This window comes from Kyrpidia sp., assembly GCF_023512215.1.
Classification (GTDB): domain Bacteria; phylum Bacillota; class Bacilli; order Kyrpidiales; family Kyrpidiaceae; genus Kyrpidia; species Kyrpidia spormannii.
In genome coordinates this window covers 1-21,494 of sequence record NZ_JAILZZ010000001.1, presented here as the reverse complement: position 1 = coordinate 21,494, position 21,494 = coordinate 1, and the positions used below count along the sequence as shown (strand labels likewise).

Sequence of the window (21,494 nt, the reverse complement as noted above, 5' to 3'; positions counted from 1 at the left end):
CGGGGCAATACCGATTACTCGCTCAACTTACGTTCTCTTTCCTGAGCCCGCAGTTCCACCCGGCGGATCTTGCCGGACGTCGTCTTCGGCAGACCGTCCACATATTCAATCTCCCGAGGATATTTATAAGGGGCCGTTGTGTTTTTCACATGCTCCTGCAGCTCCGCCGTCAACTCCGGGGATCCGGTATACCCTTCCCGGAGCACCACGAAAGCTTTGACAATGTGCCCCCGCTCGGGATCCGGGCTGGCCACCGCCGCGCACTCCGCCACCGCCGGGTGTTTCACCAGGGCATCTTCCACCTCAAAAGGCCCGATCGTGTACCCCGCACTGATAATGATGTCGTCCGCCCGCCCTTCAAACCAGAAATATCCGTCCTCGTCCATCTTCGCCTGGTCTCCGGTGATATACCACTCGCCGCGAAACGCCTTCTCCGTGCGTTCTGGATCGTCCAAATATCCCTTGAACAACGTCGCGGCATCCCGGTGAATGGCGATATCCCCCACTTGGCCCGGGGGCACTTCCCTCCCATCTTCGTCCACCACGGCGATGCGATAGGCCGGGAATGGCCGGCCCATGGAACCCGGGCGCACCGGGGTATCCACCGTAGTCCCCACCATCAGCGAGTTCTCCGTCTGGCCGTATCCGTCCCGAACCAACACGCCGAAATGCCGTTGAAACGTGTCGATCACTTCGCGGTTCAGGGGTTCTCCGGCGCTCACTGCGCTGCGCAGTGCCCGAGGACGATAATTCTCTAGACCCTGGACCTTGGCCATCAATCGGTATTCCGTCGGGGTCGCGCAGAAAAGCCCGATGGGATACTCGGACAAAAGGTCGAGATAGACCTTCGGGTCAAACCGCCCCCGGTACACGAAAGCTGTTCCCCCTTTACCGAGAATGGACACGAAGGGACTCCATACCCATTTCGCCCATCCCGGCCCCGCCGTCGCCCAGGCGATCTCCCCCGGCCGCACGTCGAACCAATAGGTCGCCGCCACTTGTACATGGGCAGCCGGCCAAGAATGGGTATGCATCACCCCTTTTGGACCCCCCGTGGTTCCCGAGGTGTAGGACAAAAAAGCCAATTCGTCCGACCGGGTGGGTACGGGCTCAAAGTTTCGGTCAGCCTTAACCATCTCAGCCCGAAGGTCCACCCAACCCGGGGCCTGTCCGAAAAGCAGATGCCGCTCCACCGTCGGGCACTGGTCCCGGATAGCTTCAAACTCGTTCCGAATCCCCTCAAAAGCCACCACCGCCTTGGCCCCGGCGTGTCGAATCCGGTAGGCCAGGTCCTTCGCCCGCAACATCTCAGAACCGGGCATGACCACGGCACCGACCTTCAACAACCCCAGGTACACCACGTAGGCATCCACCGAGCGAGGTAATGTCACGATCACCCGGTCCCCGCGACCGATCCCTTGGGCGGTAAGAACGTTGGCGAACCGATTCGACAGATCTTTCAGACGCCAGTACGGGACGTATTCCTCTTTACGGTCCTCGGTGACGGCGACAATGGCGATCCGGCTCCCGTCTTCTGCGTATTCATCCACCACTGCGGCAAAATTATAAATCTCCGGTATCTCGATGGACGGTTGCATCAATAGACCCCCTTCAGAAAACTTGGCCTGCTTAGATGGATTCGACACACCGCGGCCAAATTCCTTTCCTCCGGCGGGTTTGTCGATCAGTTGACATAAAAAACGGAGAAGTCCACAGACCCCCCGTTTTGCCTCTGCCCCCTCTATCCACGAGTGGCCGGCCTATAGAATGATGGCGATCAATCCCCCGCTGCCCTCGTTAATAATCCGCTCTAACGTCTCTTGAAGTTTATACTGGGCGTTTTCCGGCATCATCGCCAATTTGGCCGAAATCCCCTCCCGGACGATGGCCGCCAGGGATTTCCCAAAAATATCCGACTCCCAGATCTTCAGCGGATTCTCTTCAAAATCCTGCATGAGATAACGCACGAGTTCCTCACTTTGTTTCTCCGTTCCGACAATCGGGGCGAACTCCGACTCCACATCTACCCGGATCATGTGGATGGAAGGCGCCGTGGCTTTTAGCCGGACCCCGAATCGCGAACCCTGGCGGATGAGTTCCGGCTCATCCAGGGTCATCTCTTCCAGAATGGGCGAGGCGATCCCGTACCCCGTCGTCTTGACCATTCTCAGGGCATCCGCCACTTTGTCGTATTCCCGTTTCGCGTAAGTAAGATCTTTCATGAGTTTCAGCAGATGGTCCCGCCCCCGGATCTCCGTTCCGACGATCTCCGTCAACACTTGGTCGTACAGCTCATCCGGAGCTTCTAGATCGATATCCGCGACCCCGTGCCCCATATCCATATGGGACAAAGCTGCTCGGGTGACAAATTCGTAATTTTGAAATTGCCCCACCACCCGGTCGATGTCCCGCAGGCGCCGGACATCCCGTACACTCTCCCGAACGGCCTGCTCAAACTGGGAACGAAGCCAGTGGTCCGCATCCAGCACCATCACCCAACTGGGCAAATTGACGTTGACTTCGTGGACCGGGAATTCGTACAGGGCTTCCCGAAGGATTCCCAGGATATCCTCCTGGCCCATGGTGGCACAAGAAACGGCCAGGACGGGGATATCGTATTTTTCCGCCAGGGCGGACCGCAGTGCCCCGGTCTCCGGGTGGTAAGGATGGGCGGAATTGAGAATCATCACAAAAGGTTTCCCGAGTTCCTTGAGCTCCCCCACAATGCGCTCTTCCGCTTCAATGTAGGCGCTGCGGGGAATTTCGGCGATGCTCCCGTCCGTGGTGATCACCAGGCCGATGGTGGAATGGTCCGCGATCACCTTCCGCGTCCCGATTTCCGCCGCTTCCTGGAACGGAATGGGCTCCTCAAACCAGGGGGTGCTCACCATCCGAGGGCCGCTTTCGTCCTCATATCCCCGGGCGCCATCCACCGCATATCCCACACAATCCACCAGGCGGACATTGATGTCGAGACCGTCGGCGACGGTGATTTCCACGGCCTGGTTGGGGATGAACTTCGGTTCCGTCGTCATGATCGTGCGTCCGGCGGCGCTCTGGGGCAGCTCGTCGGTGGCCCGGACGCGGTCTGCGTCGTTCTTGATGTTTGGGATGACAATCAATTCCATAAACTTCTTGATGAACGTCGATTTTCCCGTTCGAACCGGGCCGACCACGCCGAGGTAGATATCTCCGCCCGTGCGCTCGGCAATATCTTTGAACACGTCGAACTTTTCCACAGAGGTCCCTCCCTCAGGCTGCCCGTCGATAGCACGGTCTTTGGACGGTACATATTTATGAACCCGAAGGAGAAATATGACCACGAATCCGACCCGGGGCCCAAAGAAGCAAAAAAAACGGCCCGGGCAACCCGAACCGCGTCACTTCCGATAATTCCACTCGTCTCCGAGATATTTGGCCATCAACTGTTCCGCCGTCTCCCGTTCTTCCGCCGTGAGTTCGCCGGGCTCGAGACGGGCGCCCAGCGCCTCCGCAAACCCCTCGGCCAGGGCTTCTTCGACGCGCTCCGCCGAGACCGGCGCCCCTGCAAGATCCCGGAGGGACACGGCGTGCTCCTCGAAGGTCCGCCGCAGCCGTTCCCTGACCCGGTCCGAGGGAAAGCGCAAGACCGCGAAAAGCGCCTCCGGGTCCAGATCCAGAAGAATCGAGCCGTGCTGAAGGATCACTCCTCGCTGGCGAGTTTGCGCACTACCGACCAACTTCTTCCCCTCCACCACGACCTCGTACCAGGACGGGGAATCGAAACAGGCCGCCGAACTGGGAGCTGCCAACCTCTGGCGCCCCTCTTCGTCGGGCCGAGCAAAGTGGGCATCAAAGCCGAGCTTTCGCAAGCCCCGAACCAATCCTTCGCTGATCACCCGGTACGATTCGGTCACCGACCCCGGCATCTCCGGATAAGATTCGGACACGACGACACTGTAGGTGACTTCCTTGTCGTGGAGGACCGCCCGGCCTCCGGTCGGCCGACGCACAAACCCATACCCCCGGGCACTGAGGGCCTCGAAATCCACTTCTTTCCCCGCCCGCTGAAAATATCCGATGGACAAGGTCGGCGGATCCCACCCGTACAGCCGGAGGGTCGGCGGCACCTCCCCTTTGGAATGGGCGATCATCACCGCCTCGTCCACCGCCATGTTGAAAGCCGCCGAACCTTTCCCCGTATGTAGCAGTCGCCAGTTCTGCATCCTCATCGCCCCATCAGGCGTTGATATGGGCGTTGTAACCGTTCGCATCCAATAATGAGGCCACTTCCTGCGGATTCGACATTTCCACGGCGATCATCCACCCATCGCCGTAGGGGTCCTCATTCACTTTTTCCGGGGCATCTCCCAAGTTGCCGTTGACCTCCACGACTTTCCCCGAAACCGGGGCATATAGGTCCGACACGGTCTTCACCGACTCCACCGTACCGAAGGTCTCCCCCGCCTTGACCTCGGCGCCGATCGCGGGCAATTCCACGAACACAATATCCCCCAGTTCCGACTGGGCAAAATCGGTGATCCCGATAACCGCGCGGTTCCCATCAACCCGGACCCATTCGTGCTCCTTACTATACTTTAACTCCTCGGGAATCTGGCTCATTCCGCAACCTCCTCTCGTTGCCCGCACCGCATACGGACGGCGGGGTACGTCTCCATTGTATCAAAGGTCGCCGCCTCGACTCCAGTCCGAAGGTCCTTGCCAGAGGTCGGCCACCCATTCCTGTTTTGGCGTGCGGCCCATGAGTTCCTCCACCGCCCGCCGGGGATTCTCCTTTTCGAAAAGAACCGCGAAAGTGGCCTTTGCGATAGGCATCTCCACCCCGGCCTTTTCACTCAACTCCACCGCCGCCCGGGTGGTATAGACCCCTTCCACCACCATGCCCATGCCCTGCAGCACTTCATCCAAAGGCCGTCCTTCGGCCAGCATTAACCCCGCCCGCCGATTTCGGCTGTGTCGGCTGGTGCAGGTGACGATCAAATCCCCCACCCCGGCAAGTCCGGCAAACGTCAAGGGAACAGCCCCCAGGCGAAACCCGAGCCTTGCAATCTCGTGGAGACCCCGGGTCATCAACGCGGCCTTCGCGTTGTCGCCGAACCCCAGGCCATCGGACAGCCCCACGCCGATCGCGATAATATTTTTCAGACTCCCCCCCAGTTCCACCCCGACAACGTCCGAGTGAGTGTAAACCCGAAACCGTAGATTCATCAAGAGACGCTGCCACACCTCGGCCCCTTGGGGAGAAAACCCTGCCACCACCACCGTGGTCGGCAGCCGGCGGGCCACTTCCTCGGCGTGGCTGGGGCCGGAAAGTACCGCCAGACGCCGGTGTTCGAGCCCCGGGCAAGCATCGAGAATCACCTCGGACATCCGCCGCCCGGTCTTGACGTCAATCCCTTTCACGGCATGAAGCACGTAGGCGTCCGGTTCCAACTGACCATTTAACTGGGTGGCGACCTCCCCCACCGTCTGGGAAGGCACCGCCAACACCACGTGGCGAACGCCGTGTACGGCTTCGCCCAGATCCGTATAAGCCTGAACGCTTTCGGGCACCGTACATCCAGGCAGGTACCGTTCGTTGGTGCGGCGCCCATTGATTTCCGCCGCCAGTTCTTTCCGGCGCGCCCACAGGTGGACCCGGTGTCCGTTGTCCGCAAGCACAAAGGACAAGGCCGTACCCCAGCTGCCGGCCCCCAGTACCGCGATGTCCACAAAAAGGCCCCCTTATAATCGACTTTTGCCCTGGCCGAGACGGTGCTCTTCACCCCGGATCAATCGACCGATATTATCCCGGTGGCGCCAGACCGCTAACGCTGCAATGGCGATCGTCAACCAGATTTCAACCGCGGGATAGTGAAACACCACCGCGAACACGGCGGTCAACAGGGTGAAAAGCAGGGAGCCCAGGGAGACATACCGGGTCAAAGCAAGGGCAATCAGGGCAATCCCCCCCGCCACCAGCGCCGGAACCGGCACAAGAGTCAACAAAACCCCAATTGCCGTAGCGATGCCCCGCCCTCCGCGAAACCCGAAAAAAATCGGCCAATTATGTCCAACGATGGCGAATAAACCCGCCACCGCCCACACTCCCGTGCGGTCGGGCGCCAGGGCCATGGCCACGGCGATGGCAATCAACCCCTTTGCAACATCTGCCACCAAAACCGCCGCTGCCGCCCGCTGTCCCAAAACCCGTAAGGTATTCGTCGCGCCGGCGTTCCCGCTCCCGTGTTGGCGAATGTCAATCCCGGCCATCCATCGACCCACCAACACACTTGAGGAGATGGAGCCGAGTAAGTAGCCGATGACCGCAGCGAGAATCCCTTGTCCAATCATATGATCAACCCCTGTATCCCAGACGTGGAGGCAAAACTCTCATCTTGGCGGCCGGGCCCCGGACTTGCGCTGTCGAATGAGGAGGCGAAGCGGTGTGCCTTCAAATCCGAAAGCTGACCTCAGTTGATTCTCCAGGTACCTGACATAGGAAAAATGCATGAGTTCTGGATCATTGACGAAAAATACGAAGGTCGGAGGCTTCACTCCCACCTGGGACGCATAGTACAAACGCAACCGGCGCCCCTTGTCGGAAGGGGGCGGAACTCGCTCGACAGCATCCTCCACCACGCGGTTGACTGTAGCTGTGGACATGCGCATGGCGTGCTGTTCGGCGATCTGCACCACCAAATCCAAGATCCGTCCCACCCGCTGCCCGGTCTTCGCTGAGACAAACACCACCGGGGCCCAGGTCATAAAGGCAAACTCCTGGCGGATCTCCTCTGTCATGCGGACCGCCGTTTTATCGTCCTTCTCCACCAAATCCCATTTGTTCACCACCACCGCCACCGCCCGGCCTGCATCCACCGCATACCCCGCCACGCGTTTATCTTGCTCGGCGATGCCCTGTTTGCCGTCGATGACCAACAAGCACACGTCACTGCGATCAATGGCCCGCAGCGCCCGAAGAACGCTGTACTTTTCTGTACCTTCCCATACCCGTCCACGTTTTCGCAGCCCGGCGGTGTCAATGAGAATGAACGAATGGCCTTCCCGTTCGAAAAAGGTATCCACCGCATCCCGAGTGGTCCCCGGTATCTCGCTGACCAGAACCCGCTCCTCGCCGAGGAGTCGGTTGACCAGGGAAGACTTGCCCACGTTCGGGCGACCGATCACCGCCACCCGAATCGCATCATGATCCGGTTCCTCAGTATCCTCCGGAGGCAACAGGCGGACAACGGCATCGAGCAGATCGCCAATCCCCAACCCGTGTTCAGCCGAAATCGGGAAGGGCTCGCCCAAGCCCAGCTGAAAAAACTCGTAGTGGGCAGTCATTCGGTCCGGGTTGTCCAACTTGTTGACCGCAAGAACCACCGGTTTCCCGGCCCGGCGTAGCCGCCCGGCGATTTCTTCGTCCGCCGGAGTGACCCCGGAGATTCCATCCACCAGAAAAATCACCGCATCCGCTTCTTCCAGCGCCAATTCAACTTGGGCGCGAATCGATTCCACGATCGTATCCGAACCGCCGAAGTCCAACCCTCCGGTGTCAATAATGCGAAACCCCCGGCCGTTCCACGACGCCAAAGCGTAGAGCCGATCTCGAGTTACCCCGGGTTTATCTTCGACGATCGCGATCCGCCCGCCCACAATTCGATTAAACAAAGTCGATTTCCCCACATTCGGCCGGCCGACGATCGCAACCAGTCCTCCGGGCATGGCTTTCACACCTTTCGCACCTCTGATCCATCTGGATTATGACAGAAGCGGCGCCGGTGCGTCAATCGCAGCCTGCCGCTCCGCTTCCCGCACCCGGTCGACAAAAGACCGCATCTCATCAATACGTCGGGCAATGGCCCAGGCACTCAGAGGCCGCCCCCATTTGACCATCCCGTACCGCCGGGACAGGGCCCCTCCCAAACGAGCCACCGGCCCAATTTGAGACAGGGCCTCGGCAAACAGGATCGGCACCGTTTGAAACCCCGGGAGCGCCAAAAGAGCAATCACCGCCTCTAGAGCCGCTTTGCGCCGCGGACCCAAACCAAGGGTATACACGGGGTGGCCCAAATCATCCACGCCCTTAAAATAGACCGTTCCAATCGACCAAGGCTCAGTGGCGTCATAGTCAGCAAGTTGGACAATGTCCCGGCCCCGGACCCGGTTGCCGGTTAAGCGCCCCAAATGTATAGCCGCACAGACGATCGAGGAATGAGCACTGCCGTAGCAATAGTAGACCACCCGGAGACCTGGCTCAGCCGGGCCAGACGGATAGACGAGCTTGATGCCAGAGTTCGACATGTCCCACCGCCTCCTTGGCCGCCCGATCGACCTCGGCCCTCTCCCGCCATGCCCGCTCGACCCGGCGCCACCGCCGCGTACGGGGCACGGAGACGGGAAGAAACACCACGGAATCCTGGGGGCGGGGGGAAAAAGCGAGAAATTGACGCCAAGCCCGCACGATCACCGGGGCATCTGGGCCGAGTCCGCACCAATACGCGACACCCCGGCGTCCCCGAAGGGAAAAAATTCCCGAACCCGGACACAAGGTTTGCAACAGGTCGCGAACCGCCACCTCGTCCCAGGGAAGATCTTCGGGAAACCGCCCCACGTCCAGCGCCGCCGTCAATGCCGCCCCAAGGCCTACCCCTTCGTCATAAAAGAGGCGGAAGACCGGCCTGGTTTCCATTCCGTCAGGGGGACCCGTCCACCGTTCCCGGACGCCTACCGGCACCATGTAACAGCCCCCCCACAGCGAGATGGATCGCCAGCGCTATCCACCCGGCCGCCATCATTTCGTCCACGAGGTCGGTATCGAACCACACGATATCCCGCAACACGACATCGTATTGAACCATCAAGACCTCGTAGATCCCGCCCACGACACCCCAACCAGCACAGGCGGCGGCAAACAAGGACGAAGGTGCAACAAGCCCCGCCACCGCCGCCCCGATCCCGGCACAGACCAGATCTCGAAGCGGCCATGTCACCAAAGGGGTATAGGGCATCCCCGCCCAAAGAACGGCCATGGTGGCCGTGGTGAGCATCATGCCCGCAATTTGCCGAATCCACCCTCGCAATCCCAAAGGCGAGGACAAAAGGATCGCCGTCGCTAAAACCATCAAAACCAATCCGCCGGCGTTTGCGCGGATTCCGAACATTCCGATGAGACAGCGATTTAAGAACCAAGCCATCCCCAAGCCAATCACCAAGGCCCGACGACCTGTTCTCGATGGAACAACCCGGCGGTTTCCCCAGCCGGTGGCTAAGAGAATCGCCCCGACCGCCATCAGCACATCCGCCAGAATTCCACTGGCCACGGGCATGAACATCACCTTCCGTGACACTAGTGTCGCCGCCGAGACGCGCCGGTATACCTTGAACCTTTCTCATCAAGGACACAAAAAACAGCGCCCGGGGTCTGTCCCCGGGCACCGATAGACGCGCCGCCTGTCGCCTGCGGCGAGAGAATTCCATTAATGGCGGTTCTTGAACAGATCTCCGAACATCTCCCCAAGCGTCACCCCAGAACCGGTGGACGGCCCCTGGCGCTCGTTGTACCGTTCTACATCCCGACGATTGCGATCTCCCTCGGCCTCGCGGATCGACAGGGAAATCCTCTGGTCCTCCTCGTTGACGTCCAGGATCTTCACGCGAACCTCCTGTCCCGGTTCCAGTACTTCTTGGGGCGTGCCGATTCGCCGGTTGGCGATCTGGGAAATGTGCACCAATCCTTCCACACCTGGCTCTAACTCCACGAATGCCCCGAAGGACACCAAGCGTCGGACGGTACCGGTCACCACGTCACCCACATGATACCGCTCGGACACGCCGGACCATGGACCAGGGGTCGCCTCCTTGATCGAGAGAGACACCCGCTCCCGCTCCGGGTCCACCTTAAGGACCTTGACGGTAACTTCATCCCCTTCTTTGACCACTTCGGAAGGGTGTTCTACCCGGTGCCAAGCCAATTCCGAGATGTGCACGAGCCCGTCGACGCCGCCGACATCCACAAAAGCCCCGAAGTTCGTCAACCTCTGCACTTTCCCCGTGATAATATCCCCGGGTTGCAGGCGATGGAGCACCTCTTCTTTCTTTTGCTGATACTCCTCTTCCAGAACTGCCTTTTGAGACAAAATCACTTTGTTGTCCGAACGGTCGAGCTCCGCCACCTTCACCCGAAGAGTCCGCCCTTTATATCCGGAAAAATCTTCGACAAAATGTCGTTCAACCAAGGAAGCGGGGATAAAAGCTCGCACCCCCACGTCCGCGACGAGCCCGCCTTTGACCACATCGGCGACCTGGACTTCGAAGGTCTCCTGACTTTCAAACAGTTGCTGCAGTCGTTCCCATGCTTTCTCGGCATCCACCGCTTTCTTGGAAAGCACGAGCTTGCCCTCTTCATCGTTGATGCGCTGCACCCGGACCTCCACTTCGTCCCCCACCTGAACGACGTCAGCAGGCGATTCTACCCGGAGTGCCGACAATTCGCCGATCGGAATGACCCCGTCGAACTTGTAACCCACGTCGACAAACACTTGGCCATCTTCGATCTTGGTGATTCGGCCCTTCACCACGTCCCCTTTGTGCAACGCCACCAAATCGGTCATGTCGCGCATTTCATCCATAGGAAAAGACCTCCCTGTTCCTCAGACAGCGACCCTGGTCAACCCCAACCGGACGTTAGAACCCTCTATCCTTCACCCGGTTATTCCAACTTTCCGGGGTCCACGTGACTGGCAAATTCTTGCTCATGTTCAGTATGACTACCCAGCATCAAAACCATGCAAAACGGTGGGTTTTGGCTACCCAGACCCCACCTTGGTGACAGGCGGGCCTTCTTCTGGCAACCGGTAGACCGCGTCCATGATCGCCCGGGCCACCTCCGCGTACTCCCGAGACGAGAGCCGCAGGTGGACCCACGGTGTCAAATCGAGGGGCAGGCCGATGCGAACGACGACAGGCGACCTCCACCGGTAGTCGGCGTCGATATGAACGGGAATGACCGGTACCCCGCTTCGCAAAGCGACCATTCCCGCACCTGGCATCGGGTGAACTTCCCGTCCAGGCCGCCGCCGGGTTCCTTCCGGGAATAATCCCACCACTTGACCTTCCTCCCGGGCCAGATGAACCGCCGTCTTCAGGGCGGCGCGATCCGCCGTACCCCGGCGCACAGGAAAGGCTCCCAAGCCCCGAATCAACCAGGAAAGACCCGGGATCCGAAACAACTCTTCCTTTGCCATAAAGTGAATCGGACGGAGGACACTCAGGCCCAACAACACCGGGTCCCAATTACTGCCGTGATTCGCGCAGATTAACACCCCACCCCGTTCCGGTATCCGCTCCCGACCCATGACCTGGAGGGGAAATGCAACCCGCAGAGGCTCCCGGATTAACACCCGCGCCACACGGTATACCCGATCTGCCATCCGCTACTCTTCCCCCTTTGGGAGACGGGTTCGGCACAAGGTCAGCACTTCCTGCACCACACTCTCCACGTCGCGCCCCGTCGTATCGATCACCCGGGCATCCGGGGCCTTCACCAAAGGCGAGAATTCCCTGGCTGCATCGGCCCGGTCCCGTTCTGCCAGTTCCCGCCCGACTTGATCAGGGTCGATGCGGTGACCATATCCCCGAAGCTCCTTCATGCGCCGCTTCGCCCGTTCCTCCAAAGACGCTGTCAGGAAAACCTTGACTTCAGCATCGGGCATGATCGCCGTCCCGATGTCCCTTCCATCCATCACCACTCCGCCTCGGCGAGCCAAATCCTTCTGCAACTCCATCATGCGCATCCGAACAGCCGGCACCCCGGACACTGCGGGTACCGCCCGGCTCACCCGGGGATCCCGGAGAAAAGGCGTTATATCTTGCCCATCGATCCACACCCGTACCCCGTCTTTCTCCGGACGTAGTTCCACGTGGACATCCCTGGCCAGATTCGCCAAAGCGGCCGCATCCGCCGGATCGATGCCTTTTTGCAAGGCGACCCACGTGATCCCCCGGTACATGGCCCCGGTGTCCACATACAGAAGGCCCAACGATTCGGCCACTCGCCGCGCAATGGTGCTTTTCCCGGCCCCGGCAGGACCGTCAATCGCTACTCGCAATCCCTTCATTCACGCCCTCCCTCACCGTGCTCCATCATGGCCAAACATATAAAAAGCAGGCAAGAGCCCGCTTTTCCTACGTGCAGATCTATTCAGGCCAGGGAAAAGAGAGGTCGCTCACCGTCGCATCCATCACGCAATCCTGTGACTTCACGTTGTCGGACATCGGCGCATCTTTATCTGTGTTGATCTAGGAACATAGTACCACAACCCTCTAAAACGGCGCAAGGGACGGATTCTGTCGAATCTTAGGGGTTTATGGCGATAAAATGGACCTGAACGGCGGGAGATTTTTTTCCTCCGTCGACATCCCATTCCAGTCCTGCGACCGGAGTCAGCAGACTGGGGGATTCGTGGTCGATCAGAATCCTGCGGCTGCCTTGGGCTTTCGTGGCATCCACCTGCACCGTGTCGCCTTCTCGAACGGCGAGCCATACCTGGGCCTGGCCGAAGGCTTCCACCGGTTTCCCATCCACCGTCACATAGGCCCCTGGCCAAGCATTGGCCCCCTCCAGACTCAACGAAATCTGCGCTTGTTGAACGGGGGGCATCCCTTGTACCGGCACTCCCTCTAGCCGCTCCACCGGTACCAAAACGGCCCTGGCCTGGGGCAGTAACAGCAGCGCCTGGACCGCGGTAAGGGCGAACAGCCCGAAGACTGCCATCCGAAACGTCCATTCCGCACTTTTTTCAACAAGATGTGCCAAAGGATTCTCGTTCCGTTCCACCCGGCGCATTCCTTCGCCTCCTCTTCCTCCAGCTTACGCCAATCCTGTCCCATCCATGCCCCATTTCGCATGCTGAGTTCTGCCCTCGCATAGACATGGGGGAGAACATGGATGAGGACGGGGATGACGTGCAGTGAGAAAGAGAAGAGCGACTTTGATCGTGATTCGTCCGCCGTGGAGGCGCTGGGCCGCCGCCGTCGCCCTGCTGCTTCTGTGCGCCCTTCTCCTGCTTCCGGCGGCCGGCCTGCCCATTGGCGCCCCCGCCTGGTGGCCCACTCCCGTCGTGGTCATCGATCCGGGACACGGCGGTTACGACCCCGGGGTGGAGACCGACTCGGGAATCTCTGAAAAGGACATCACCCTTCAAATCTCTCAGACCCTGGCCGCTTCCCTGAGGACCCGAGGGTACACTGTCCTTCTGACGCGCACAGACGATCGGGGCTATGCCCTTCCGGGACAACGAGGCCGCAACGCTAAACGCACGGACCTCGACGCCCGGATTGCTTTGGCCGAAGCTCACCGAGCGGTGGCGTTTATCAGCATCCATTGCAACAGTTCCCCCGAAGCCACCCGGGGCGGAGCAGAGACCTTTTTTAATCCCTCTCTAACCGGGTCGAAGGTCCTGGCCCAGGCCATCCAGACCGAGCTTCGGAAGATCCCAGGGATGTCCCTTCGGGAAGCCCACGATGGATCCGCTTACTACCTTTTACAACATCTGACCATGCCCGCCGTCATTGTGGAGGCGGGGTATCTGCTCATCCCCTCGGACCGGGTGAAACTGGTCAACCCCGCTTACCAACGCCAAGTGGCCGAGGCCGTGGCCGCGGGCCTGACCCACTTTTTGAACAGCTGGTCCAGAACTTCGTGACCGGGGCGGCTCCGTCGCCCCCGAAACTACCAACTCTGAGCCGTTCCAGACGGCTCCCGGCGCATTTTTTCTACCCCTTCTTCATCTCCGTTCTGAGCGTTGATGTAGATGCGATAGGTGTCCCGATCGATGGTACCCAGGAATTCGTAGGCCAAAACCTCTTGCTTTTCATCATTTGGAATCAAAGCCAAATGATGTTCATGCACGGTAACATGGGGACTCAACCGTTGTTGAGCCTGGGCCAAGGATAAGGTCGGTACCGGAAGGTTTCGAGGACGGTGGTGATAGACATAATCTTTGGCGGACAAGCCGATCACCTCGCCGTTGTCCAGAGCGACTTTCACGGTCACCTTATCGGGATACAAACGAACCCCGCGCTCCACCGGAATAAACTCATAAACCCCAACATTGTCCGTCTGGTCCGCCTGGATCATCTCCATCACCGGGTACCCGTGGGCCCGAAGCCAACTGGCCGCTCCCGCAGCCCCCGTGGACAAATCCACCTTCTCCCCGTTCACTGCCCGATCATTCATGTACCACAGAACATGGCCACCCTGTTTGGTGACATCCAAGAACATGTGACTCGCCTGACCGTCCTGGACGGTCACGCTATAACTGGGAGTGGGGTTGCCTTTGCCGTTTTCCTGGACCTTGACCGTCTCTTTACCCGCCACGCCTAAGAACTGCTTCACTTTCGCAGCGACTTGTTGCGGACTGGCTTCAGGGCCTAAGGCTTGCATCGGTTGTTCCTGTATGCGCGATTCCAGTGTCCGGTTGGTCGGGCCAAAGGAGACCTCCGGGAACTCTGTCACCTGCTTCTCTAATTTTTGAAATCCGTCGATGATCTGGTTATCGCCCTTTTTCTGGGTGTCGGATATGGCCATTTCCGCATCCATCCAACGGAGGTTGTGGCTTAACACGTTACTTTGAACCTGGCGCAGGTCCGTTTCCACCTGTGCCGCTTGGCCGTAGAGATTTTTCAACGTCGCCCAATCTTCGGCCCCCAGGGGCTTTTGCGGATCCTTCACACCCAACCGATAGCTGAACTGGCCGATATTGTTCAGGAACTCCTGGGTCTTGTGAAAGGGCATTAAGGTGAGAGGCAACTGACCGACATCCGACTGAGCCGCAAAAGCGAGGCGCCAAATGTTCGTCATGCACGGTGTCTGTTGGCGGACACTGTTGATCGCCATCGCTTTGCCCAACTCATCCTGCAGTTGGTCAACATGGGTCGTCAAATCATGAAAAGCCCGCTGATACTGGTTTTCGGCTTTCAGGAGCACCGCTTGTTTTTGGCGGTGTTCCCGGTATCCCCAAAACCCGGTGATGACGAGGGCCACGGCGAGGATTGGCGTCAGGACTGCAGCCACGCGCGTGTACATCGTGTTTCGACCTCCTCTGACCACGCCTTACCGGCAGAAGATGTGTTTCCCGATCTTTTTAATTTGAGGCCTGGACCAAATCCATTTTGACGTCGCCGTCGCAGGGTTAAAGTAATACACCGCTCCGTCAGTGGGATCCCATCCTTGAATGGCGTCCATGACGGCTTTTCTCGCTTCGGGCTTGGGCGTCAGCCAGATTTGGCCGTCCGACACAGCGGTAAAAGCGCCAGGTTGAAAAATGATCGCGGGGATGCTCTTCGGAAATCGCGGATCATCCAATCGGTTCAGGATGACCGCAGCCACCGCAACCTGGCCGATGAGAGGCTCACCCCGAGCCTCTCCGTAAACGGCGTTGGCCATCAGTTTAATGTCGTTAGCCGAGAATTTGCCCATCCCGCCTGCCACGTGGGTGCTACTGTGATGCCGGGGTTTGTACGCTTTTGTCGCTTCCAGCAAAACCCGGCGCGTACGATCATCCACTTGGCCGGTAGCGGAGAATCCGTGACCGCTCTGAAACGAACGGACTGACCAATAGGTGTTCCAGCCGAAAACACCGTCTACGGCACCGCGATAAAGTCCCAGGAATTTTAAGCGATCCTGTAATTCGTAGACGTCTTCTCCCCGGCTGCCTTTCATCAAAGTCTTATCCGACATCGCCCATACTGCAGTTCCGGGGGCCAGCAATGACCACGCCACCGCTGCCGAGAGGATGAGATGCATTAGCCATCTGGCGCTCTGACTCGGCCTTGCCATAAGTGCCCACACCTTCCCCTCAAAAGTCGGTTCTAGTCTGCCTGGGAGGAATGGTTTTTATGTCAAGGCGCACAAAAAACACCGGCCCATGAAGAGCCGGCGCTCGGTCGATCGCCCCCGTGATCAGTCGATCGTTTCGATGTCGAAATCCCGATCGTTGTCGCACAGACAACGTTTAAAGCCCGTATCGATTTCGCCGCTTCGTTTCCGTGAACCTCGAAGGATGAAACTTTCACCGCAGTGGCGACATCGAATGTGCACTTTGATGCGACGGGGTGTCTGCAGCGGCATATGCTCCACTCCTTGTGGATGTCCACTCATGTGTCCGCTCATAATATGCCCCCAAACTACCGTCCATTGTCCCCCAGTATATACCTTCTCGCCTGGGGCTATGCGGCCTTGTCGATCCGCGTGCCGGTACCGGAATCGTTAGAGTAAACCCCGGATGCGAATCGCTTCGGCCGTTGGCTTGAGGCCCACCATGAAGGTGGCCAAGCGAGGATCTCCTCCCGCCTCCGGAAGGGACTCCTTTAGGCGATGGTAGGAGTCGATCATGCGCTCTTGTAGGAGCATAATCAGGTGATCCGGAGCAAAGCGGTACCCCTCCCGGTTTTGCACCCACTCGTAATAGGACAAAATGACGGGGCCGAGGGAACTGAGAACTCCCGGGATCGTCAAAATCCCCTTTTGACGCAGGATGGGATACGCCCCAGGATCCACCGCTCCGGGCACAGCCTCAAACACCAATCGACCGCCCAGGGCCCTTGCCCCCTCTTCCCCCAGGGACGGGGCGACAGTGGCGCCGATAAACAGGTCGTGGGGATGGTTTAAAATCTCGTCGTGACCCATTCGCGTGCGAAAAAGCCGGGTCACGGTGCCGAAAGAATCCCTGCGGTCCAACAGCGTTTCGACATCCAGGCCCTCCTCCTGGTACAGCGCACCATATCTGTCCGACAGGCCGACAACCACGCCACCGCTTCGGTGAATCTCCCCGGCCAGGTATGCGCCGAGTTCCCCGAACCCCCGAAGGATCACCCTCAGACCCGACATGGATCGACCCGAATCCCGCACCGCCTCCTGGATCAAAATCATGACACTTTGATATAACAGCTTCTCCCGGTCAGAGATGCCACCGAGAACTTCCGGTTTCCCGGTGATCACCGCCCGGGCGTCTGACTCCCTCAGACGGCTATACTCATCGGCCATCCAGGCCATCACCCGGGAATTGGTAAAGCCATCTGCGGAGAGAATGTCTTTCGCTTGTCCCACCGTCTGGCTGACGGCCCGGACATATCCCCGGGCTAACCGTTCCAGTTCTCGGAAGGACAACTCCCGGGGATCACAGACAATCCCACCCTTCGCGCCACCAAAAGGAACTGCGGCGAGTCCGCACTTCACCGTCATGATCGCGGCTTCCGCCTTCACGTCTTCGAGACCGATCTGGGGATGCAGTCGAACTCCGCCTTGGGTGGGACCCACCGCCATGTGGTGCTGCACCCGATAAGCGGAAAAGATGCGCACGGCGCCGCTGTCCATGGTGACCGGAATCTGTACCGCCAGGCAGAGCTGCGGCTCAATCAATTGCTCAACGATAGCCTCTCCGTACCCCAAACGGCTGAGAGCCGTCCGAATCCAATCTTGTGTCTGTTGTATCTCCATCGCCGCCCCACCTCGTTCGATTCACACACCCTGACTATAACGGTTCGCCGCGTCGGCCGCAAAATCCTTTTTTCGTCCGCCGGCCCCATCCGCCCGTGAATTCCCCGCTGATCCCCGCCCATCGTCTTTGGTATGCGAACGTCTATCGCATATTCATAGCACTGCGGGACGACACTACCCAAGGACACGCGAGAGAGGTGAAATTCGGTGGCAGAATCGCGGAGCCCGGGGGCGGGAGCACTGTGGGCGATCAGTTCAGTCCCTTTCATTATGGTTTTGGGGAACTCGATGTTGATCCCGATCTTACCGACAATGCAGTCCGTCTTGGGGATTAGCCAATTCCAGGCCAGTTTGGTGGTAACTCTCTTTTCCGTCCCGGCGGGACTCATTATTCCTCTGGCAGGTTTTCTCTCCGACCGGCTCAAGCGCAAATGGATTATTATCCCGTCTCTCGGCCTCTACGCCCTCGGAGGGCTCGTGGCGGCCATCGGTGCTTGGATCGGCCAACGGGTGTTTCTCGTCATTCTCATCGGACGGGTCATTCAAGGGTTCGGTGCAGCCGGCACCGCGCCCATCGCCATGGCCCTCGTCAGCGACCTCTTCCAAGGCGGGGAACGGAGCCGGGCCCTTGGACTCAATGAGGCGTCCAACGGACTGGGTAAAGTGGTGAGCCCCATTCTCGGAGCCTGGGTGGGCAGCCTCTTGTGGTACGGGGCGTTCCTGTTATTTCCGATTTTGACCATCCCCGTCATGATCGGTTTATGGCTGGCGGTCAAAGAGCCTCCCCTTCGAAAGGGCATGTCTGCGACCCGCTACTGGCAGTCCTTTGTAACAATTTGGAAAAGAGATGCACACTGGCTGTTAGTCGGGTATTTTAGTGGGGCCACGGCTTTGTTTCTTCTTTTTGGCGTCCTTTTTTATGTTTCGGAAACCTTGGAAGCGGTCTACCACCTGGGGGTGTTCGCCCGGGGCACAATCCTGGCCGTCCCACTCACCGGCATGTGCACCGCCTCGTATCTGACTGGGCGCTGGATCAAAAAAAATCGCCCCTTGATGAAGGGAGCGGTGGTCGGTGGGCTCGGGGTTGTAGCTGGGACGTTATTTCTCTTGCCATTTCTTCGCTCCCCGGGGTGGCAGCTCGGTGATCTCGTACTCTCCGGCATCGGCACGGGGGTGGTCCTGCCTTCCCTCAACACCCTGATCACTGGCACCGCCGAGCGGGAAGAACGGGGTATCATCACCTCCTTCTATGGGAGCGTTCGCTTTCTCGGCGTGGCCGCCGGGCCACCGGTTTTCTCTCAACTGATGAAGCTGCCCCCCATCTGGATGTTCGGACTCTGTGCCGGTTTGGCCGCTGTAGCCGGGGGGTTGGCCTTATGGTTTATCCGCGTTTCCGGCCACCCACCCTCCCGCCGGAACACCCCCTTCCCTCGTCCCTGGGGAACCGCCCAAAAGCAGCGGGCATAAAATGATGACCGTGAGGCGGCGATCATGAGGGGAAGGGAGAGATTGCGTCACGATGACACCGTGGATCGACATTGTAAGGGATCCGCTGCCCGGACGACGGGGCAAACCCAGGACCTCCGGCTTGACGATGGTGATCGACACGGGGCTGGCGCCGGGCACAGTCCGGGATATTGTGGAATCGGCGGGCGACTGGATCGATTATTGGAAGTTCGGATTCGGGACATCCGCCCTTTACTCGTTGGATGTGTTACGCTCAAAAATGGATGTTCTTTCCACCAGCGGCATCGTTCCTTATCCCGGGGGAACTCTTTTTGAAATCGCGCTCCATCAGGGAAACGCAGACCGGTTGTTAGAGAAAGCCCGGGAACTTGGTTTTAAATGTATTGAAATTTCCGACGGTACCATCGAAATGGATGCTCCAATCCGGCGCAAATGGATTCGGGAAGCGAAACGCCGGGGTTTTTTGGTTTTGACGGAAACCGGAAAGAAGCGAGCGGGATTGACGATGAGCGTCGAACAGTATGCCACCCAACTGGCGGAAGACTTGGCATGCGGTGCGGATTACGCCATCTTGGAAGGCCGGGAATCCGGTCGCAATGTCGGGTTCTATCGTTCGGACGGCAGTATCCTGGAAGAAGAGATCGGCCGCCTGATGGAGCGTCTTCCTTCCCCAGACCGGGTGATCTGGGAGGCACCGCAGAAATCACAACAGGAATTTTTTCTCCGCAAGCTCGGGGTCAATGTCAACCTCGGGAACATACCTGCCACTGAGGTGATTGCCCTGGAGGCCCTGCGCCGGGGCTTGCGCAGTGACACTCTTCGCCTGGTGTTGGAGCCGGACGGACGCTCGCACAGTCCCCTCATGGCTGGGATTCAGTTCTAAATCCACAGAGGTCCTCCTGCACACGCCTGCGCCCTCCCTCTGGGTTCGCCACATGAGAATAACCGACAGCTGGGATAGCGATGTCCTCCCGCCCATAAGCATATACTGTCCTGTCGGACAGGGCGGGGGGAGATCGAGGTGCTAACCGGTGAATTGGTATTGGTGGTCCTGATTGTAATCGGCCTGATCGGGCGTTCCCACGTACTCACCACCGCAGCCTGTTTCTTGCTCATCCTGAAACTCTCTCACTTAGAGCGATATTTTCCCACCCTGGAGCGAAGGGGCCTGGAGTTGGGGCTCCTCTTTCTCATGATTGCCGTGCTCGTTCCGCTCGTGGATGGCACTCTGACCGTTTCAGATCTGGCCCGGGTGTTCATCAGTCCGGCCGGCATCGCCGCGATGATCGGAGGCTTGGTCGCCACCTATCTCAACGGCCAGGGGCTGCATCTGCTGCGCCAGGATCCTTCACTCATGATCGGTCTCGTTCTCGGCTCGATTTTCGGGATCGTCTTCCTCCGCGGCATTCCTGTCGGGCCACTCATGGCTGCGGCTATCGCCGCCATATTGGTGGAAATATGGCAATGGCTGCGGTTTCTCTCCCGCTGAACGTGAAAAACCCCGCCGATGATGGCGGGGCGTTTATAACCTTCTGGCAGGCCCGTTCCTTCACTCTGCGAATGGGAATTTCGAGCACAACTGCCCCACTGCTCTCTCCGAAAAGACCTCAGTTCCATACTCTTCCAGAACTGCCGGCGTCGTTCTAGCGCGTTCTCCGTATTCCTCGGCCAAGGCCGCCACAGATTCTTGTTCCGATTCCGTCAGCTCGTCCGCCGGAAAATAAAAGTAGAACCTGGCGTTGTAGGCAAATAAACGCCCTTTCTCTGAAAACTTCGGGCACAGGGCGTGGGCCGCTCGTACCGCGTCTTCAAAATCGTGAAATGCGAAACAGAGTTCGGCTGGTTCGATCTCCTCATCTATCGCGGGTTCGGCTTCATCGTCTTCTTCTTCCTCATCGGTGACTGAGGAGACCTGGCTCACAACCACCACCACGCCCTCAGCGGGCATCGTGAAGGCCTCGACGGCGATGGGCCCAACCACCTCGAAACCCACTTCTACGTAGGCTTTCTCCATCATGTCCCAAAACAGTTCCTGGATCTTGCGGCCGTTTTGCCAAATCTCTTCCCGGCCGATTCCCCTTTCCTCAAGGTCGTCGTAACTGATAAAAATGCGTACCTTGGTGTCACTGATCCGCTCAATACGCATGCCCATCACTCCTCAACGGAGAAGGGGAAAGTCGACCACGAACCTCCCCCGAGGTTAAACCTCTATCTCTATCCTAATACGAGACACTCGGCGAAATCAAATCGAATCTCGCAATGAAAAAAGCAGGACAACGGTCCTGCTTGCCACAACCGTGCGGTCTTCCCTTTCAGTGGGTCTGGAGCGGAAGACGGGATTCGAACCCGCGGCCCTCGCCTTGGCAAGGCGATGCTCTACCCCTGAGCTACTTCCGCGAACCATTGCCGGCAACCTTTTGCTTGCCGACCTGCCCTTGATCCGGCCTGCCAGCTATGGAGAACGCGCATGGAGCTCCCAACCAGGCTCGAACTGGTGACCTCATCCTTACCATGGATGCGCTCTGCCAACTGAGCTATGGGAGCA

At 58.9% G+C, this 21,494-nt stretch carries 22 protein-coding genes and 2 tRNA genes; 4 read left to right on the top strand and 20 right to left on the bottom strand.

Annotated features, from left to right (window positions below; all coding sequences use genetic code 11):
• Positions 1-14 precede the first annotated feature (14 nt).
• From K6T64_RS00120 to K6T64_RS00055, 14 genes are all read right to left on the bottom strand, one after another.
• Entirely contained in the window at positions 15-1,598 is a 1,584-nt protein-coding gene (locus K6T64_RS00120; protein WP_100667626.1) for an acetate--CoA ligase, read from the bottom strand.
• A gap of 162 nt (positions 1,599-1,760) precedes the next feature.
• On the bottom strand, positions 1,761-3,239 hold the full coding sequence (spoIVA, locus tag K6T64_RS00115) for a stage IV sporulation protein A (RefSeq protein WP_100667625.1): 1,479 nt from the start codon (positions 3,237-3,239) through the stop codon (positions 1,761-1,763).
• A 141-nt stretch (positions 3,240-3,380) separates the two neighbouring features.
• Positions 3,381-4,211 carry a lipoate--protein ligase family protein gene (locus K6T64_RS00110; protein ID WP_483306117.1) on the bottom strand — a complete coding sequence of 277 codons (831 nt, stop codon included), beginning with the start codon at positions 4,209-4,211 and terminating at the stop codon, positions 3,381-3,383.
• Positions 4,212-4,218: 7 nt separating this feature from the next.
• A complete protein-coding gene (gene gcvH, locus K6T64_RS00105; protein WP_100667623.1) occupies positions 4,219-4,602 on the bottom strand; it encodes a glycine cleavage system protein GcvH in 384 nt (127 codons plus the stop codon).
• A gap of 60 nt (positions 4,603-4,662) precedes the next feature.
• Positions 4,663-5,712 carry an NAD(P)H-dependent glycerol-3-phosphate dehydrogenase gene (locus tag K6T64_RS00100; RefSeq protein WP_100667622.1) on the bottom strand — a complete coding sequence of 350 codons (1,050 nt, stop codon included), beginning with the start codon at positions 5,710-5,712 and terminating at the stop codon, positions 4,663-4,665.
• 12 nt (positions 5,713-5,724) lie between these two features.
• Entirely contained in the window at positions 5,725-6,333 is a 609-nt protein-coding gene (gene plsY, locus K6T64_RS00095; protein WP_100667621.1) for a glycerol-3-phosphate 1-O-acyltransferase PlsY, read from the bottom strand.
• A gap of 39 nt (positions 6,334-6,372) precedes the next feature.
• On the bottom strand, positions 6,373-7,707 hold the full coding sequence (gene der, locus K6T64_RS00090) for a ribosome biogenesis GTPase Der (protein WP_288008005.1): 1,335 nt from the start codon (positions 7,705-7,707) through the stop codon (positions 6,373-6,375).
• Positions 7,708-7,743: 36 nt separating this feature from the next.
• A complete protein-coding gene (locus K6T64_RS00085; protein WP_288008003.1) occupies positions 7,744-8,286 on the bottom strand; it encodes a DUF3189 family protein in 543 nt (180 codons plus the stop codon).
• On the bottom strand, positions 8,240-8,722 hold the full coding sequence (locus K6T64_RS00080; protein ID WP_288008001.1) for a hypothetical protein: 483 nt from the start codon (positions 8,720-8,722) through the stop codon (positions 8,240-8,242). Before K6T64_RS00080 ends, K6T64_RS00085 begins: the two co-directional genes overlap by 47 nt.
• Positions 8,679-9,311 carry a hypothetical protein gene (locus tag K6T64_RS00075; RefSeq protein ID WP_288007999.1) on the bottom strand — a complete coding sequence of 211 codons (633 nt, stop codon included), beginning with the start codon at positions 9,309-9,311 and terminating at the stop codon, positions 8,679-8,681. Before K6T64_RS00075 ends, K6T64_RS00080 begins: the two co-directional genes overlap by 44 nt.
• Positions 9,312-9,461: 150 nt before the next feature.
• Entirely contained in the window at positions 9,462-10,613 is a 1,152-nt protein-coding gene (gene rpsA, locus K6T64_RS00070) for a 30S ribosomal protein S1 (protein WP_288007997.1), read from the bottom strand.
• 177 nt (positions 10,614-10,790) lie between these two features.
• Positions 10,791-11,414 (bottom strand): lysophospholipid acyltransferase family protein, encoded by a 624-nt coding sequence (locus tag K6T64_RS00065; RefSeq protein WP_288007995.1) that lies wholly within the window; start codon positions 11,412-11,414, stop codon positions 10,791-10,793.
• Between the two features lie 3 nt (positions 11,415-11,417).
• The gene (gene cmk / locus K6T64_RS00060; RefSeq protein ID WP_288007993.1) at positions 11,418-12,101 is read right to left on the bottom strand and encodes a (d)CMP kinase; all 684 of its coding nucleotides are present in this window, start codon (positions 12,099-12,101) and stop codon (positions 11,418-11,420) included.
• A gap of 239 nt (positions 12,102-12,340) precedes the next feature.
• Positions 12,341-12,829, bottom strand: coding sequence for a hypothetical protein (locus tag K6T64_RS00055; RefSeq protein WP_288007991.1), 489 nt, complete (start codon positions 12,827-12,829; stop codon positions 12,341-12,343).
• Positions 12,830-12,953: 124 nt separating this feature from the next.
• On the opposite strand from K6T64_RS00055, the gene K6T64_RS00050 reads away from it, so the two are divergent.
• On the top strand, positions 12,954-13,688 hold the full coding sequence (locus tag K6T64_RS00050; RefSeq protein ID WP_288007989.1) for an N-acetylmuramoyl-L-alanine amidase family protein: 735 nt from the start codon (positions 12,954-12,956) through the stop codon (positions 13,686-13,688).
• A 26-nt stretch (positions 13,689-13,714) separates the two neighbouring features.
• Here the strand turns inward: K6T64_RS00050 and ypeB are convergent, their stop codons facing one another.
• From ypeB to K6T64_RS00035, 3 genes are all read right to left on the bottom strand, one after another.
• Positions 13,715-15,070, bottom strand: coding sequence for a germination protein YpeB (ypeB, locus tag K6T64_RS00045; RefSeq protein WP_288007987.1), 1,356 nt, complete (start codon positions 15,068-15,070; stop codon positions 13,715-13,717).
• A gap of 27 nt (positions 15,071-15,097) precedes the next feature.
• Complete coding sequence (sleB, locus tag K6T64_RS00040; protein ID WP_483306116.1) at positions 15,098-15,823, bottom strand: spore cortex-lytic enzyme; 726 nt, start codon at positions 15,821-15,823, stop codon at positions 15,098-15,100.
• Between the two features lie 429 nt (positions 15,824-16,252).
• Positions 16,253-17,482, bottom strand: a complete 1,230-nt coding sequence (locus K6T64_RS00035) for a Glu/Leu/Phe/Val family dehydrogenase (RefSeq protein ID WP_288007986.1) — start codon at positions 17,480-17,482, stop codon at positions 16,253-16,255.
• A 207-nt stretch (positions 17,483-17,689) separates the two neighbouring features.
• On the opposite strand from K6T64_RS00035, the gene K6T64_RS00030 reads away from it, so the two are divergent.
• The 3 genes from K6T64_RS00030 to K6T64_RS00020 all read left to right on the top strand — a co-directional run bounded on the left by K6T64_RS00030 (position 17,690) and on the right by K6T64_RS00020 (position 20,438).
• On the top strand, positions 17,690-18,949 hold the full coding sequence (locus K6T64_RS00030) for an MFS transporter (RefSeq protein WP_100667608.1): 1,260 nt from the start codon (positions 17,690-17,692) through the stop codon (positions 18,947-18,949).
• Between the two features lie 52 nt (positions 18,950-19,001).
• A complete protein-coding gene (gene comA, locus K6T64_RS00025; protein ID WP_288007984.1) occupies positions 19,002-19,832 on the top strand; it encodes a phosphosulfolactate synthase in 831 nt (276 codons plus the stop codon).
• A gap of 138 nt (positions 19,833-19,970) precedes the next feature.
• Positions 19,971-20,438, top strand: coding sequence for a DUF441 domain-containing protein (locus K6T64_RS00020; RefSeq protein WP_100667607.1), 468 nt, complete (start codon positions 19,971-19,973; stop codon positions 20,436-20,438).
• Between the two features lie 60 nt (positions 20,439-20,498).
• On the opposite strand, the gene K6T64_RS00015 is transcribed toward K6T64_RS00020, so the two are convergent.
• The 3 genes from K6T64_RS00015 to K6T64_RS00005 form a co-directional block, all read right to left on the bottom strand.
• Positions 20,499-21,095 carry an adaptor protein MecA gene (locus tag K6T64_RS00015; RefSeq protein WP_100667606.1) on the bottom strand — a complete coding sequence of 199 codons (597 nt, stop codon included), beginning with the start codon at positions 21,093-21,095 and terminating at the stop codon, positions 20,499-20,501.
• A gap of 176 nt (positions 21,096-21,271) precedes the next feature.
• Positions 21,272-21,346: transfer RNA gene (locus K6T64_RS00010), tRNA-Gly, on the bottom strand.
• Positions 21,347-21,417: 71 nt separating this feature from the next.
• Positions 21,418-21,493: transfer RNA gene (locus K6T64_RS00005), tRNA-Thr, on the bottom strand.
• Between the last annotated feature and the right edge of the window lies 1 nt (position 21,494).